The organism is Algiphilus sp. (genome assembly GCF_965216485.1).
Taxonomy (GTDB): domain Bacteria; phylum Pseudomonadota; class Gammaproteobacteria; order Nevskiales; family Nevskiaceae; genus Algiphilus.
Genome location: NZ_OZ244162.1, coordinates 305,001 through 318,039, shown reverse-complemented (window position 1 = coordinate 318,039; position 13,039 = coordinate 305,001). Strand labels below are relative to the sequence as shown.

Below are 13,039 nucleotides of genomic sequence, written 5' to 3'. Positions count from 1 at the left end.
GCGGGATGTGGCTAGCGTTCACCCTGACGTTTCCAGGTGATTTCGTCATTGGTGCCGGTCCGGGCAGCAATGCGCGCAGCGTTGAAGAAGAGGTCGCTGAGCCGGTTCATGTACGCCAGAGCCGCCTGCCCAACCGTTTCCTCCGCGGCCAGTTTCCACAGTGCCCGTTCGCAGCGTCGCGCGACGGCGCGCGCCAGATGGAGGTGCGCGGCCTCGGCGTTGCCGCCCGGCAGAATGAATTCCTGTAGCGGCGGCAGGGTGTCGTTGAGCTGGGCGCTGGCTTCTTCGATGCGGGTTACTGCGGCTTCGCCGAGCAGCTCGTAGCCGGGCATGGCCAGCTCACCGCCCAGATCGAAGAGTTCATGCTGGATGGGACTGAGCAGCGCCGGCAGAGGCTCGGGCAGTGCATAGCTCAGCGCGACGCCGAGCAGGCTGTTGAGCTCGTCGATCTCTCCCATGGCGACGACACGCGCCGCGGTCTTGGGCACGCGTGCGCCGGTGCCGAGGCCGGTTTCACCGCCGTCACCGGTACGTGTCGTGATCTTGCTCAGTCGGTGTCCCATGATGTGTTGCGTCTTTGGTCAGCTTCGGGAGGCTGCATCATAACGGCGCTGGCCCTCCGGGCGACGGCGAGTCCAAGCAAATCCGGCTAGCATGCGCAGCCTCATTCATGCAGTGGGCATCCCCATGCAGCAGTATCTCGATGCGGCTCTGGACGCCGCCGCCGCGGTCGCCGCGGTCATTCAGGACGGCTATGCCGGCAATTTCCGGGTGCGGACCAAGGCGGACGCCAGCCCTGTCACCGAGGTCGATGAAGCCGCCGAACGCGCAATCAAGGCCCATCTTTCCGCGCGCTTTCCGGACCACGGCTTCTACGGCGAGGAATACGGGCTGGATCGTGCCGATGCCGACTATGTCTGGCTGATCGATCCTATCGATGGCACCAAGGCCTTCGTGCGCGGCTATCCGATGTTTTCAGCGCAGATCGCACTGATGCACAAGGGGCGACTGGTGGTCGGCGTGTCCTGCGCGCCCTGCTTCGGCAACGGCCAACTGTTCTACGCCGCCGAGGGGATGGGCGCGTGGGCGGTTGATGGTGTGGACGCCCGTCGCGCGCCGGCACGGCGATTGCGCGTCGGTCGTGCGGAATCCTTTGCGGATACGGCACTGTCCATGGGCAATATTGCGACGCTGGCCCAACAACCACGCTTCGCGCGCTTCGCGGCCTCCGTCATCCCGCGGCTGCAGCGTATCCGTGGCTATGGCGACTTCCTGCACTATCACCTGCTGGCCGATGCCAAGATAGATGCAGTGGTCGAGTCCGACATCAATATCCTCGACGTGGCCGCACTGGCAGTCATCGTGCGCGAGGCGGGCGGCGTGTTCACCGATCTCGACGGTGCGGAACTGACGCTGGACACGCGCGGCGTGCTGGCCGCGGCGACTCCGGAGTTGTACCGCGCGTTGACGAAGGCGCTGCGCTAGGCCAGCGAAATGCGCTGCCAGCCGCGTTCCTTGGCGACGGCTTCCAGCGCCTCGTCCGGGTCGACGGCGACTGCGGTATCCGCCATCTCCAGCAGCGGGATATCGTTGCGCGAATCGCTGTAGCAGGTCATCGGGTCGCCGTCGTGGCCGTGCGCCAGGCGCCAGGCGCGAAGTCGTTCGGGCTTGCCTTCGCGGAAATTGGGAATGCCGGCCACCCGCCCGGTGAAGCCATGCGCGGCTTCCTCGGGGTCGGTGGCGATGAGATCCGCGATGCCGAGCAACTCGGCAATCGGTTCGGTCACGAAGCGGTTGGTGGCGGTGGTGATGACGATGCGATCCCCCTGGTCGCGATGCTGGGCGATGAGCGGCCGCGCGCCGGGCGCGACCAGCGGCGCGATGCGCTCCGCCACGAAACGCTCGCGCAGCGGTTCCAGACGCGCGCGGCCGTGCGCGACCAGCGGTTCGAACGAGAAGGCACAGAAGTCGTAAATATCCAGCGTGCCGGCCTGGTAGGCCGCGTAGAAACGCTGGTTACGGGCGCGGTAGCTGTCGGCATCCACCAGCCCCTGCTCGGCGAGGTATTCCCCCCAGAGGTAGTCGCTGTCGCCACGGAGCAGGGTGTGGTCGAGATCGAAGACTGCAAGTGCCATAAAAATTCCGTTATCCCCAGGCAGCGGTGGTAGGCTGTCAAAAGGTTAATGGGTTTGCGGAGCGGAGGCGTGATAGACGCAGACGGGTATCGCCTCAACGTGGGCATCGTGGTGGCCAACGCGCACCGCGAACTGCTCATGGGGAAGCGTGTTCGTCGCAACGCCTGGCAATTTCCGCAAGGTGGGATCGACCCGGGCGAAGGGCCGCAGGATGCACTCTGGCGGGAGCTTTATGAGGAGCTCGGCTTTGAGCGCGATCAGCTGGAAGTGATTGGCTGTACGCGCGGTTGGTTGCACTACCGCCTCCCGCAGCGCTTCTTGCGCGCCGGAACGCCGCAATGCATTGGCCAGAAGCAGAAATGGTTCCTGCTGCGGCTGCTCGACCCCGAAGCCGTGCCGCGCTTCGATCGTGGGCCGCGCCCGGAGTTTGACGCCTTTCGCTGGGTAGGACTCAGCCAGGCCGTGCGCGATGTCGTGGGCTTCAAGCGCGAAGTCTATCGCTGCGCCTTGAATGAATTCGCCCCTATGCTGGGTTTGGACGAGCGTCCGCCACGGCGCCTGAGCGGGGCGCGCGGGCGGCGCGCAAGGAAGATGGTGGGATGATCAAGCCGCGATGGTTCCGAAGGATGGCTGCAGTCGGCCTTGGTCTGCTGCTGACGGCCTGCACGCTGCCCTGGGGTGGCACCCGGCCGGCGGTGAGTAGTGAGTTGTCTGCACGTCTGGATTGCCGTATTGACGACTGGCGACTGCGCGGTGAGACCGCCGGTGCGCGCGGTGAACGCAGTGGTGTGGTGGAGTCGCATCTGGCCGCCTGCCAAGCCGCTGATCCAGAGGCCGCACGCTCGGCCTTCCTGGAGGGGCATGCCGAAGGACGCGCCTATTTCTGTACGCGGGCAGGCCATTATGTGCATGCGCGTGCCGGTGGCCGCTGGCGAGATGGCTGTACCGATGCGGATACCGATGCGCTGAGGGCCGCTTTCGATGCGGGCCACGAGGTGCATCTGCATCGCGAGGCGCTGGCGGCCAGCGAGCGCCGTCTGGCCGACATCGAGCAGTACCTGCGCGTCGGGCAGTTGAAGCCACGCGATCAGGAACGCTTCGGAGATACGCCCAGAGCCGAGCGCGATGCGCACGAGGCGGCCAAGCGAGCGCTGTATGAGCGCGATGCGCGCTATGCCCAGCGTTTCGGTGCGCCGGCCTTGACCGCTCTGCCTGCGCCCTGAGGTACAAAAAATGGCGCGGCCGAATCGACCGCGCCAGAAGAGGCGTTCGCTGTAGCAGCGGACCGGAAGGGCCCCATGAGCGGAACACTTCGAGCCCCTTGCCGCCACGCTTGCATTGTAAACACAAATAGGAATAATTCTCAAAACAAATTGTGTTATAGTGCACGCACCAGGCAGGACAGGGCCGAGTCAATGATCGTATGCAGTTGCAAAGGCATTCGGGACGCGCAGCTTGAAGCGCTGAAGGCAGAGCGCGCCGAAAAGGGCACCATTCGGTTGGGCGATGCCGTGCGCGCCCTGGGTATCGGCACGGGCTGTGGGCGCTGCCTGCGCCATGCGCACCGCCTCATCGGCGAGCGGTGCACCGAAGCGCCGGCTGAGGCCAGCATGGAACCGGCGCTGTGGGCTTCCGCACCCGCTGGGATGGCGCGGCAGACCGCTTGAACCTCCACGGCGCATATACGCCGTCGCCCGGCGCCAAACAGTGACTCCGGACTCTGCGTGATTGCGGTTGTGAATCACATGCAGAAGCATTAAAAATAATAAGAAAAACAGTGGGTTACGGCTTTACCTGGGCAACGTTGGGGCGTATTCTTTCGCGCTGTTCCCAATGGAGTGGTCCCCATGAAAGGCGATCCGAAGGTCATCGAGGTATTGAATCAGGCTCTGCGCATGGAGCTGACCGCCATCAACCAGTATTTCCTGCACTACCGGATGCTGCAGAGCTGGGGCTATGAGAAGCTGGCGAAGAAGGAATACGACGAATCCATCGACGAGATGAAGCACGCCGATGCGCTCATCGAGCGGATTCTCTTTCTGGAAGGTCTGCCCAATCTGCAGGACCTGGACCCGCTCTATATCGGTGAGGACGTGGTCGAAATCCTGCGCTGTGATCTCAAGCGCGAGCACGAGGCGCATCCGATGTACAAGGAATCGATCGGCATCTGCGAAAAGGCGGAAGACTACGTGTCACGTCGCCTGCTGGTGGAAATCCAGCACAGCGAGGAAGAGCACATCGACTACCTTGAAGCCCAGCTCGCGTTGGTCGACCAGCTTGGCGTGGCGAACTTCCTGCAGTCACAGGTGGGGTAATCGGCGCGTCTTGTCGAGCGCGCCGCTGAATGCAAAGGCCCCGGCATGAATGCCGGGGCCTTTTTCGTTGTGCGCCTGGCGGAGCCGGACCTAGAAGGGGCGGAGAACCGCGAGCAGGATGATGCCAACCAGGAACAGGGCGGGCACCTCGTTGGCAATGCGCCAGAACTTGCCACTCTTGGTGGAAGTGCCGTTAAGGAACTGGCGCAACTGCACCTTGAGCCAGCCGTGGTAGCCGGAGAGCAGCACGAGAAGGGTCAGCTTGGCATGGATCCAGCCCTGGCTGAGGTAGCCGGGATTCCACACCAGCAAGGCAAGGCCGAACAGCCAGGTGGCGACCATGCCGATGGTCATGATGGCGTACAGGCGGCGTGCCATGGTGTGCAGCGTCGGGCGGACCGCCGGCTCCTGTGTCTCTGCGAGGTAGACGTAGATGCGCGGCAGGTAGAACAGGCCGGCGAACCAGGTCACCATGAAAATCAGGTGAAGGGCTTTGAGCCAGAGCATCGGTGCACTCGAAATCAATGGGATACGGGCCTATTATGACGCGCCCCAAGTAAGCGGAGTGCAGCACCATGAACAAGGCCCGGGTGGGCATCGTCGGCGGAACCGGTTACACCGGCGCAGAGCTGATGCGACTTCTGGTCGCGCATCCGCAGGTCGAGCTGGTCTGCATCACCAGCCGCAAGCTGGCCGGCCAGCGTGTGACCGACAGCTTCCCGAGTCTGCGCGGCCACGTCGATCTCGCCTTCGAAACGCCGGATGCCGGTCAGCTGTCCCGCTGTGATGTGGTGTTTTTCGCCACGCCCCACGGGACCGCCATGCAGGAAGCCCCCGCGCTGCTGGATGCAGGCATCAAGGTGGTGGATCTCTCCGCGGACTTCCGGCTGCGTGATGCCGCCGTGTTCGCGCAGTGGTACGGCATGGAGCACACGGCCACGGACTGGCTGGAGCGTGCTGCCTACGGTCTTCCCGAGACGCATCGCGACCACATCCGCGCGGCGGCGTTGACCGCCAATCCGGGTTGCTACCCCACGGCGGTCCAGCTGGGCCTAGCGCCGGTGCTGAAAGCGGGGGTGGTGGACCCCGCCAGCCTGGTTGCCGACGTGAAGTCGGGGGTGACGGGCGCAGGGCGTGAAGCCAAGACGGGGAGCCTGTTCTGCGAGAACAATGACTCCTTCCGTGCCTATGGCGTGGCCGGCCACCGCCATGGACCGGAGGTGAATCAAGAACTCAGCGGGCTGGCAGGGGGCGAGATCGATTGCGTGTTCACGCCGCACCTGCTGCCGATCCAGCGTGGCATTCTCGCGACACTGCACATGCGTACCAGCGAGGCCTGCGATCTTCAGGCCTTGTACGAGGAATACTACGCCGAGGAAGCTTTCGTGGATGTGCTGCCCGCCGGGCAGCTGCCGGAAACCCGCAATGTGCGGGGGACGAATCGCTGCCAGATCGGCATCGTGCCCGTTTCCGGCCAACGCGTGGTCGTGCTTTCGGTGATCGACAATCTGGTCAAGGGGGCCTCTGGCCAGGCGATCCAGAACATGAACCTCATGATGGGATTCGACGAAGGCACCGCGCTCATCCAGCCGGGGCTGTGGCCCTAGATGGTGCATCGTCCGCGCATCGTCACCGAGGGTGACGAGCGACCGCGCTGGCTGCATTGGCTGGTGGTGGTGGGGGCGGTCGTGCTGGCCATCGGCGGCGGCTATGGCGTGTTCACCTTGCTCAGCACCGAGTTGTCGGAGCGGTATTCCGCCATGACCGGCGACCGCACCCGCTTGCTGGAGTTGCGGCGGGAGCTTTCCCAGCGCTTGCAGGAGGAGAAGGCGGAAACCGAAGCGCTACGCGAGCGACTCGCCTATCTGGAGAAGTCTCAGCAGATCGACCGCGAGGCCTGTCAGCAATTGCGGTCGTCGCTCCGTGACATGCAGGCCAAGCTGGTCGATGCGCAGGAGCAGTTGGCCTTCTATCGGGGCATCGTCTCGCCCGCCGGGGGCGGCAAGGCGGTGCGGGTACACGAATTCGTGGTCTATCCCACCAGCGCGGGCATGCGCTATGAACTGGTACTGGTGCGCAGTGGGCAGCACGACCGGCGCGCGCGTGGACGCTTCCAGGTGCGCATCGAGGGACTGGGAGCGCCCCAGGAGGACGGCAAGCGCAAGCCTGAGACCTTGGAAGTGCGTGGCGCCGAAGGCGAGAAGGACATGCTATTTTCTTTCCGTCATTTTCAGGAGTTCGCGGGCGTCTTTGCGATTCCGGAAGGCTTTACGCCACGACGGGTCCTGATCACCGTTCAGCGGGACGGTGCTGAGGAACCGAACGAAACCAGCTATGAATGGCAGCGTGTGGTTGCCGACAAGGGAGCGTGATGCATGCTCAGCAAGCAGAAAGGAAAACCCGTGCAGGGCGGTAGCCAGGGTGGCTCCGGCGGCGCGGTCGACACACTGGTCGGCCGGCAGACTGAACTGCTGGGGGATGTCAATTTCAAGGGCGGGCTTCATGTCGACGGCGTCGTCAAGGGCAAGGTCAGTGCCGGTTCGGACAAGGAAGCCGTGCTGTCGGTGAGCGAGTCGGGCAGTATCGAAGGCGATGTCTACGTCGCCAACGTCATCATCAACGGATCGGTGCACGGCGATGTGCACGCGATGGGACGCCTCACCCTGAACAGCTGTGCCCGCGTGGTGGGCAACGTGCATTACAAGACCATGGAAATGGCCAGCGGTGCTACGGTGAATGGCCAGATGGTGCACGAAGTCGAATCAGCAGAATCAACCGGCACCGTCACCAGCTTCTCGCGTACCGAAGCATCGCGCTCCGATAGTCACGACATCGGCGACACGGACGGCAGCGCGAAGAACGCATCGGCTTCGTCCACGGTCTAATTTCCCTATCTGTGGAGCGCACTATGGCTGAAATCCAAGAAACCCAACACCCGCTTGTCTTCACCGAGCCCGCGGCCCTGAAAGTCAAGGGGCTGATCGAGGAAGAGAACAACGACGCCCTCAAGTTGCGGGTCTTCGTGACCGGAGGCGGCTGCTCAGGGTTCCAGTACGGCTTCACCTTCGACGAATCGCAGGAAGATGACGATACGGTCGTCGAGCGATGCGGGGTGACCTTGCTGGTGGATCCGATGAGCGTGCAATACCTGAGTGGCGCGGAAATCGACTACCGCGAGGATGTCGAAGGCGCCCAGTTCGTGATTCGCAACCCCAACGCGAAGACCAGTTGCGGCTGCGGCAACTCCTTCTCGGTCTAGACCGGAGGGGCGTACAGCGCGCCGCACACGGCATCGCACCTTGCGCCGGTGACGGAAGCCGCCGCTCCTGGAAGTCCGTCCAGTCGACGCAAGGCCAGCCACGCCATCGCTGCGGCTTCAACGTGCTCTACTGCGATACCCGCCTCGCCGGTGGGTAGTACCGGTATTGGTGCGAGGTGCGCGCTGAGCCGCTCTACCAGAAAGGTGTTGTAGGCGCCGCCCCCGCACAGCAAAACGCGGTCCGGGGTGGTGTCCGTGTCGTTCACGGCTTTCACCACGCTGCGCACGGTCAGCTCCAGCAGCGTGCGTTGCACGTCCTCGGGCGCGCTAGTCTCATCCGGTGCGCCCAGTGCGAAAACGCGATCCAGGTGGAAAGTACCGCGCCCGGTGCTTTTGGGCGGTGCTTGCTGGAAGAAGGGGTCGCCCAACCATTGTTCCAGTAGCGGCGCCAGGATGGTGCCAGAGCGTGCCCAGGCGCCGTTGCGGTCGAATCCCGGCGCTGTGTGATGCTGGCTGAACCAAGCGTCCATGAGCCCGTTGGCGGGCCCGGTGTCGTAGCCCTGTAATTCGCCGCTGCTCCGTGGCGGGAGCCAGCTGATGTTGGCGATGCCGCCCAGGTTGATCACTGCGCGCCAGTGCGTGGGCGAGGCAAAGGCTGCCTGGTGAAAGAGTGGCGCCAGCGGCGCTCCCTGTCCGCCAAAGGCCATATCGGCGCGGCGGAAGTCAGCCACCACCGGACGCCCGAGCGCTGCCAGCAGCCGGGCGGGGTTGCCGATCTGCGTGGAGTTATCGGGGGGTGTGTGGCACACCGTCTGGCCGTGCATGCCGATGACTTCGGCCTGCTCAGCTTCAGCACAGCGCGCGCACAACGCTTGTGCGGCCTCGGCGTAGAGGTCGCCAACGCGCCCGTCCAGCGCAGCCATGTCTCGGGCCGAAATGCGGTGCTCTTCGCTCCCGAAGTCCAGCAGCGCATTGCGCAGGCTGTCAGGGTAAGGCAGGAAATGGTGTCCGACGATGCGCATCGCGCCTTCCGGGGCGATGCGCAGCACGACGGCGTCGATGCCGTCGGCGCTTGTCCCCGACATCAGGCCCATTGCCAGCCGGGGCGACGCCATAGCTGCTAACGAATGGCCGTACTGTCCGAGGCGTCTGCGGTGAAGGTCTCCCGCAGGCTTTCCAGACGCGCGATATAGGCTTCGGTCTGCGCCTTGAACGCCGCCATCTGCGCCTTGGGAACCGGTTCGCTTCGGGGCAACGGCACCTTCAGCGGGTCGCGGTGGACGCCGTTGACCAGGAATTCGAAATGCAGGTGGGGGCCGGTGGCCAGCCCACTGCTGCCAACATAGCCAATCACCTGTCCCTGGCGCACGTGGGCCCCGGTGCGGATACCCGAACGGAAGCGGGACATGTGCGCGTACTTGGTCTGATAGGTGCCGCCGTGTCGAATGATGACGACGCGGCCGAAGCCGCCCTGGTGACCGGCAAAGACCACCTTGCCATCGCCCGTGCTCCGGATGGGCGTGCCGTGCGGCGCGGCGTAATCCGTGCCGCGGTGGGCGCGAATGGTGTTAAGTACTGGATGGCGGCGATTCAGATTGAAGTGCGAGCTGATGCGGAAAACATTCAGTGGGTTGCGCAGGAAGGCAGTCTTGACCGCCTCGCCGTCCGGGCGGTAGTAGCTGGCGCGCCCCTTGTCATCCTCGAAGCGGAAGGCCTGCACCGTGCGGTCCCGGTTGATGAACTCCACCGCGAGGATGTCGCCATCGCGCAGTTTCTCCCCGTCGCGATACAGCTCCTCGTAGAGCACGGAGAAGCGGTCGCCCTCCCGCAGGTCGTAGGCGAAGTCAACGTCATAGGCGAGGACCTGCACCATCGACATGATCAGCCGGTCCGACATGCCAGCGGCCTTGCCCGACAGGAAGAGCGAGGAGTCGATGGTGCCGTAGGCAAAGGCTTGCCGCCGTTCGATGTCTGCGGTGAGGGTGGTGGCTTCAAGGCCGTCGGGCCCCTGCTCGATCTGCAGGGTCTTGAATTCGTCGATCTTCAGCCGGAGCTCGGCAAGCCGTTCGCCATCGCGCCGCACCTTGAGCACATCGCCTTCACGCAGGCGCTCCAGGCGGCCGATCTCGTCGTTGTCCAGTTGCAGCAGCGGCAGCCACTGGCTGGGTCCCAGACCCAGCTGATCGAAGGCGCCGGACAGGGTCTGGCCTCTTTCGACCTCGATGACATCCCACTGCTCTGCGGGAGGCGAGGCGTCCGCCACATCCGCGGGGGTCACACTGGCCGCGCGCAGGCCGTAGGCGCCAACCGGGTCGGTCATGACAATGGGGGTGTCCGGCGCGTCATCACCGCCGGAAGCGGGTGTGTCCCAACGCAGTGCAAAGTCCGCAGCATCCGCTGGCAGGATTCCGATGTCAGCACGAAGGGGAGTAAGTTCAACGGGTTCGTGCCGATAGGCGTCGCCCGGACGTGTGACCAAGGCGATCAATGCAGCCCCGGCAATCACCACGGCGACTGGAATATGAACACCCACGCTGCGCCGGCGAGGCCGACTTGGAACACTATAATCGCGGAACATAACCCTTGTTCGTTGAGAGGCGGGTGCCTCGTGGTCTCCCCAACGCCGCAGCATCTTGCGGTCAATGGCCCCTGACTTGATGCTTAACGGAATCACAAAACCGCTGGGTTTGCAAGCACTTTGCGGCCATTCTTACTCTGTTACTTCAGCGTTGAACCATGACTGACGAAAAAACAAGAACCCTCAGCCGTCCGGAATTGCTTCGGGGAACCGAAGAGGTCATTCCGGAAGAGGACATCGAAAAGCGTCTGTTGTCCGGTGTGGGTGGCCTGCGCATCAAGGCCGGATTCGATCCAACGGCCGCCGACCTGCACCTCGGACACACCCTGCTACTGAACAAGCTCAGGACCTTGCAAGATGCAGGCCATCATGTGCTTTTTCTGATCGGCGACTTCACCGCCATGATCGGTGATCCGACCGGAAAAAGCGAAACCCGTTCCCCGCTGACCCGGGATGAGGTCATCGCCAACGCACAAAGCTACCAGGAGCAGGCCTTCAAGATCCTCGATCCTGACCGGACCGAGGTGGTCTACAACGCCTCCTGGCTCGACGAACTCGGGACCGAGGGCCTGATTCGCTTGGCGGCTCAGCACACCGTGGCCCGCATGCTTGAGCGGGACGACTTCCATAAGCGATACCAGTCCCAGCGACCCATCGCGATCCACGAGTTCCTCTATCCCTTGCTGCAGGGCTACGACTCGGTTGCACTCAAGGCTGATGTGGAACTCGGCGGCACCGACCAGAAGTTCAACCTTCTCGTCGGTCGCCACCTGCAGTCGGTCATGGGTCAGAAACCGCAGACCTGCATGACGCTGCCCATCCTCGAGGGGCTGGACGGGGTGCAGAAGATGAGCAAGTCGCTCGGCAACTATATTGGTGTCACCGAATCCGCCGACGACATGTTCGGAAAGATCATGTCGATCAGCGACTCGTTGATGTGGCGCTACTTCGATCTGCTGTCCTTCCGGTCGCTGGAGGAGGTGGCCCGCTTGCATCGTCAGGTTGAGGAGGGGCTCAACCCGCGCGACGCCAAGATGATGCTCGGCGTGGAAATCGCGGACCGTTTTCATGGTGCGGGGGCCGGCGAGCGTGCGCGCGAGGCGTTCATTGCCCGGTTCCGAGACAAGGGGCTCCCCGAACAGATTCCTGAAGTGACCATTGCCGTCGACGCCGGCGGGGCGCCCTTGCCCTGGGTTCTTCGCGAAGCGGGGCTGGTCGCTTCCAATAGTGAAGGGCAGCGCCAGATCAAGCAGAAGGCCGTGCGGCTGGACCAACAACGCGTGGAAGATGCGGCGCTGCGCCTGGAGGCGGGCCAGCGGCTCCTGATGCAGGTCGGCAAGCGAAAAATTGCCCTCGTGGAACTGGTCAAGGTGGCGGGTTAGCGCGCCGAGTTGCAGCAATCAAGCCGTTGCAAGCGTCATCTCACTGTAATGATCTATTTAAAAACAGGCACATAGAAAAAAGAGGGGGTGATAGGGTTGACGGTTCGGTGCGAGCCCCTAGAATACGCCCTCCCAGCTGACGCGAAGCACCCCAACGGGGTAACGCAACAGCCTGATCTTTAAGAAAAAAAGCAAGTGATTTGTGTGGGTGCTCCCGGTTCGTGGCAAAGCCACGAAGTAAACTGGAGTATCAAACACGGCCCAAGCAGTAATTGGAGCTTGTGTGCGAACTCTCGCGAGGTTTGTCCTCGCAAAACCGTTTTAGGTTTAATTGGAGAGTTTGATCCTGGCTCAGATTGAACGCTGGCGGAATGCTTAACACATGCAAGTCGAGCGGCAGCATGCCCTTCGGGGTGATGGCGAGCGGCGGACGGGTGAGTAATACATAGGAATCTGCCCTAGAGTGGGGGATAGCCCGGGGAAACTCGGATTAATACCGCATAATCTCTTTGGAGCAAAGTGGGGGATCTTCGGACCTCACGCTCTGGGATGAGCCTATGGCCGATTAGCTTGTTGGTGAGGTAACGGCTCACCAAGGCGACGATCGGTAGCTGGTTTGAGAGGATGATCAGCCACACTGGGACTGAGACACGGCCCAGACTCCTACGGGAGGCAGCAGTGGGGAATATTGGACAATGGGCGAAAGCCTGATCCAGCAATTCCGCGTGTGTGAAGAAGGCCTTAGGGTTGTAAAGCACTTTAATTCGGGAAGAACAAGCTCAAGCTAATATCTTGAGCCCTGACGGTACCGAAAGAATAAGCACCGGCAAACTCTGTGCCAGCAGCCGCGGTAATACAGAGGGTGCGAGCGTTAATCGGATTTACTGGGCGTAAAGCGTGCGTAGGAGGCTTGTTAAGTCGGTTGTGAAATCCCCGGGCTCAACCTGGGAACTGCAGTCGATACTGGCAAGCTAGAGTTCGGTAGAGGGTGGTGGAATTTCCGGTGTAGCGGTGAAATGCGTAGAGATCGGAAGGAACACCAATGGCGAAGGCAACCACCTGGGCCTGAACTGACTCTGAGGCACGAAAGCGTGGGGAGCAAACAGGATTAGATACCCTGGTAGTCCACGCCGTAAACGATGAGAACTTGGTGTCGGTCTGCTTAGCAGATCGGTACCGTAGCTAACGCGATAAGTTCTCCGCCTGGGGAGTACGGCCGCAAGGTTGAAACTCAAAGGAATTGACGGGGGCCCGCACAAGCGGTGGAGTATGTGGTTTAATTCGATGCAACGCGAAGAACCTTACCTGGCCTTGACATCTGTGGAACTTGGTAGAGATACCTTGGTGCCTTCGGGAACCGCAAGACAGGT

15 protein-coding genes and 1 rRNA gene (1 of these 16 running past the window's edge) are annotated in these 13,039 nt (G+C 62.7%); 11 read left to right on the top strand and 5 right to left on the bottom strand.

Annotation, left to right across the window (positions count from 1 at the left end; translation table 11 throughout):
* Positions 1 to 11 precede the first annotated feature (11 nt).
* Positions 12 to 563, bottom strand: coding sequence for a cob(I)yrinic acid a,c-diamide adenosyltransferase (locus tag ACOOFO_RS01445; protein ID WP_420427882.1), 552 nt, complete (start codon positions 561 to 563; stop codon positions 12 to 14).
* Positions 564 to 654: 91 nt separating this feature from the next.
* Here ACOOFO_RS01445 and ACOOFO_RS01440 point away from each other — a divergent pair, with 91 nt between their 5' ends.
* Positions 655 to 1,485, top strand: coding sequence for an inositol monophosphatase family protein (locus tag ACOOFO_RS01440; RefSeq protein ID WP_420427881.1), 831 nt, complete (start codon positions 655 to 657; stop codon positions 1,483 to 1,485).
* Here the strand turns inward: ACOOFO_RS01440 and ACOOFO_RS01435 are convergent.
* Entirely contained in the window at positions 1,482 to 2,135 is a 654-nt protein-coding gene (locus ACOOFO_RS01435; protein ID WP_420427880.1) for an HAD family hydrolase, read from the bottom strand. The two genes, ACOOFO_RS01440 and ACOOFO_RS01435, sit on opposite strands and share 4 nt — an antisense overlap.
* Before the next feature lie 69 nt (positions 2,136 to 2,204).
* On the opposite strand from ACOOFO_RS01435, the gene ACOOFO_RS01430 reads away from it, so the two are divergent.
* The 4 genes from ACOOFO_RS01430 to bfr all read left to right on the top strand — a co-directional run bounded on the left by ACOOFO_RS01430 (position 2,205) and on the right by bfr (position 4,450).
* Entirely contained in the window at positions 2,205 to 2,738 is a 534-nt protein-coding gene (locus tag ACOOFO_RS01430) for an RNA pyrophosphohydrolase (protein WP_420427879.1), read from the top strand.
* Entirely contained in the window at positions 2,735 to 3,358 is a 624-nt protein-coding gene (locus ACOOFO_RS01425) for a DUF2799 domain-containing protein (RefSeq protein ID WP_420427878.1), read from the top strand. Before ACOOFO_RS01430 ends, ACOOFO_RS01425 begins: the two co-directional genes overlap by 4 nt.
* A gap of 192 nt (positions 3,359 to 3,550) precedes the next feature.
* Positions 3,551 to 3,802 (top strand): (2Fe-2S)-binding protein, encoded by a 252-nt coding sequence (locus tag ACOOFO_RS01420; RefSeq protein WP_420427877.1) that lies wholly within the window; start codon positions 3,551 to 3,553, stop codon positions 3,800 to 3,802.
* 180 nt (positions 3,803 to 3,982) lie between these two features.
* Complete coding sequence (gene bfr / locus ACOOFO_RS01415; protein ID WP_420427876.1) at positions 3,983 to 4,450, top strand: bacterioferritin; 468 nt, start codon at positions 3,983 to 3,985, stop codon at positions 4,448 to 4,450.
* A 90-nt stretch (positions 4,451 to 4,540) separates the two neighbouring features.
* On the opposite strand, the gene ACOOFO_RS01410 is transcribed toward bfr, so the two are convergent.
* The gene (locus tag ACOOFO_RS01410; protein WP_420427875.1) at positions 4,541 to 4,957 is read right to left on the bottom strand and encodes a CopD family protein; all 417 of its coding nucleotides are present in this window, start codon (positions 4,955 to 4,957) and stop codon (positions 4,541 to 4,543) included.
* Between the two features lie 68 nt (positions 4,958 to 5,025).
* Here ACOOFO_RS01410 and argC point away from each other — a divergent pair, with 68 nt between their 5' ends.
* From argC to erpA, 4 genes are read left to right on the top strand one after another with little or no spacing between them, the layout of a single operon-like run.
* A complete protein-coding gene (gene argC / locus ACOOFO_RS01405) occupies positions 5,026 to 6,057 on the top strand; it encodes an N-acetyl-gamma-glutamyl-phosphate reductase (RefSeq protein ID WP_420427874.1) in 1,032 nt (343 codons plus the stop codon).
* Positions 6,058 to 6,822: a DUF6776 family protein gene (locus ACOOFO_RS01400; RefSeq protein ID WP_420427873.1), complete on the top strand. Its 765-nt coding sequence runs from the start codon at positions 6,058 to 6,060 to the stop codon at positions 6,820 to 6,822. It begins immediately after the preceding gene.
* Positions 6,823 to 6,825: 3 nt separating this feature from the next.
* Complete coding sequence (locus tag ACOOFO_RS01395) at positions 6,826 to 7,335, top strand: bactofilin family protein (protein ID WP_420427872.1); 510 nt, start codon at positions 6,826 to 6,828, stop codon at positions 7,333 to 7,335.
* A gap of 23 nt (positions 7,336 to 7,358) precedes the next feature.
* Positions 7,359 to 7,709, top strand: coding sequence for an iron-sulfur cluster insertion protein ErpA (erpA, locus tag ACOOFO_RS01390; RefSeq protein WP_420427871.1), 351 nt, complete (start codon positions 7,359 to 7,361; stop codon positions 7,707 to 7,709).
* Here the strand turns inward: erpA and ACOOFO_RS01385 are convergent.
* Both ACOOFO_RS01385 and ACOOFO_RS01380 read right to left on the bottom strand, forming a co-directional pair.
* A complete protein-coding gene (locus ACOOFO_RS01385) occupies positions 7,706 to 8,824 on the bottom strand; it encodes an anhydro-N-acetylmuramic acid kinase (protein ID WP_420427870.1) in 1,119 nt (372 codons plus the stop codon). The two genes, erpA and ACOOFO_RS01385, sit on opposite strands and share 4 nt — an antisense overlap.
* Positions 8,825 to 8,829: 5 nt before the next feature.
* Complete coding sequence (locus ACOOFO_RS01380) at positions 8,830 to 10,242, bottom strand: peptidoglycan DD-metalloendopeptidase family protein (RefSeq protein WP_420427869.1); 1,413 nt, start codon at positions 10,240 to 10,242, stop codon at positions 8,830 to 8,832.
* A 203-nt stretch (positions 10,243 to 10,445) separates the two neighbouring features.
* Between ACOOFO_RS01380 and tyrS the strand changes: the two genes are divergently transcribed.
* Together tyrS and ACOOFO_RS01370 are read left to right on the top strand one after the other, a co-directional pair.
* Complete coding sequence (gene tyrS / locus ACOOFO_RS01375) at positions 10,446 to 11,669, top strand: tyrosine--tRNA ligase (RefSeq protein WP_420427868.1); 1,224 nt, start codon at positions 10,446 to 10,448, stop codon at positions 11,667 to 11,669.
* A 328-nt stretch (positions 11,670 to 11,997) separates the two neighbouring features.
* A 16S ribosomal RNA gene (locus ACOOFO_RS01370) occupies positions 11,998 to 13,039 on the top strand (it continues 495 nt past the right edge of the window).

Excerpts from the sequence above, each read along its gene's own strand:
- ACOOFO_RS01395 (WP_420427872.1), top strand. The coding sequence starts at position 6,826 with ATGCTCAGCAAGCAGAAAGGAAAACCCGTGCAGGGCGGTAGCCAGGGT.
- ACOOFO_RS01435 (WP_420427880.1), bottom strand. The coding sequence starts at position 2,135 with ATGGCACTTGCAGTCTTCGATCTCGACCACACCCTGCTCCGTGGCGAC.
- ACOOFO_RS01425 (WP_420427878.1), top strand. The coding sequence starts at position 2,735 with ATGATCAAGCCGCGATGGTTCCGAAGGATGGCTGCAGTCGGCCTTGGT.
- ACOOFO_RS01400 (WP_420427873.1), top strand. The coding sequence starts at position 6,058 with ATGGTGCATCGTCCGCGCATCGTCACCGAGGGTGACGAGCGACCGCGC.
- erpA (WP_420427871.1), top strand. The coding sequence starts at position 7,359 with ATGGCTGAAATCCAAGAAACCCAACACCCGCTTGTCTTCACCGAGCCC.
- bfr (WP_420427876.1), top strand. The coding sequence starts at position 3,983 with ATGAAAGGCGATCCGAAGGTCATCGAGGTATTGAATCAGGCTCTGCGC.
- argC (WP_420427874.1), top strand. The coding sequence starts at position 5,026 with ATGAACAAGGCCCGGGTGGGCATCGTCGGCGGAACCGGTTACACCGGC.
- tyrS (WP_420427868.1), top strand. The coding sequence starts at position 10,446 with ATGACTGACGAAAAAACAAGAACCCTCAGCCGTCCGGAATTGCTTCGG.
- ACOOFO_RS01385 (WP_420427870.1), bottom strand. The coding sequence starts at position 8,824 with ATGGCGTCGCCCCGGCTGGCAATGGGCCTGATGTCGGGGACAAGCGCC.
- ACOOFO_RS01410 (WP_420427875.1), bottom strand. The coding sequence starts at position 4,957 with ATGCTCTGGCTCAAAGCCCTTCACCTGATTTTCATGGTGACCTGGTTC.
- ACOOFO_RS01440 (WP_420427881.1), top strand. The coding sequence starts at position 655 with ATGCGCAGCCTCATTCATGCAGTGGGCATCCCCATGCAGCAGTATCTC.
- ACOOFO_RS01445 (WP_420427882.1), bottom strand. The coding sequence starts at position 563 with ATGGGACACCGACTGAGCAAGATCACGACACGTACCGGTGACGGCGGT.
- ACOOFO_RS01420 (WP_420427877.1), top strand. The coding sequence starts at position 3,551 with ATGATCGTATGCAGTTGCAAAGGCATTCGGGACGCGCAGCTTGAAGCG.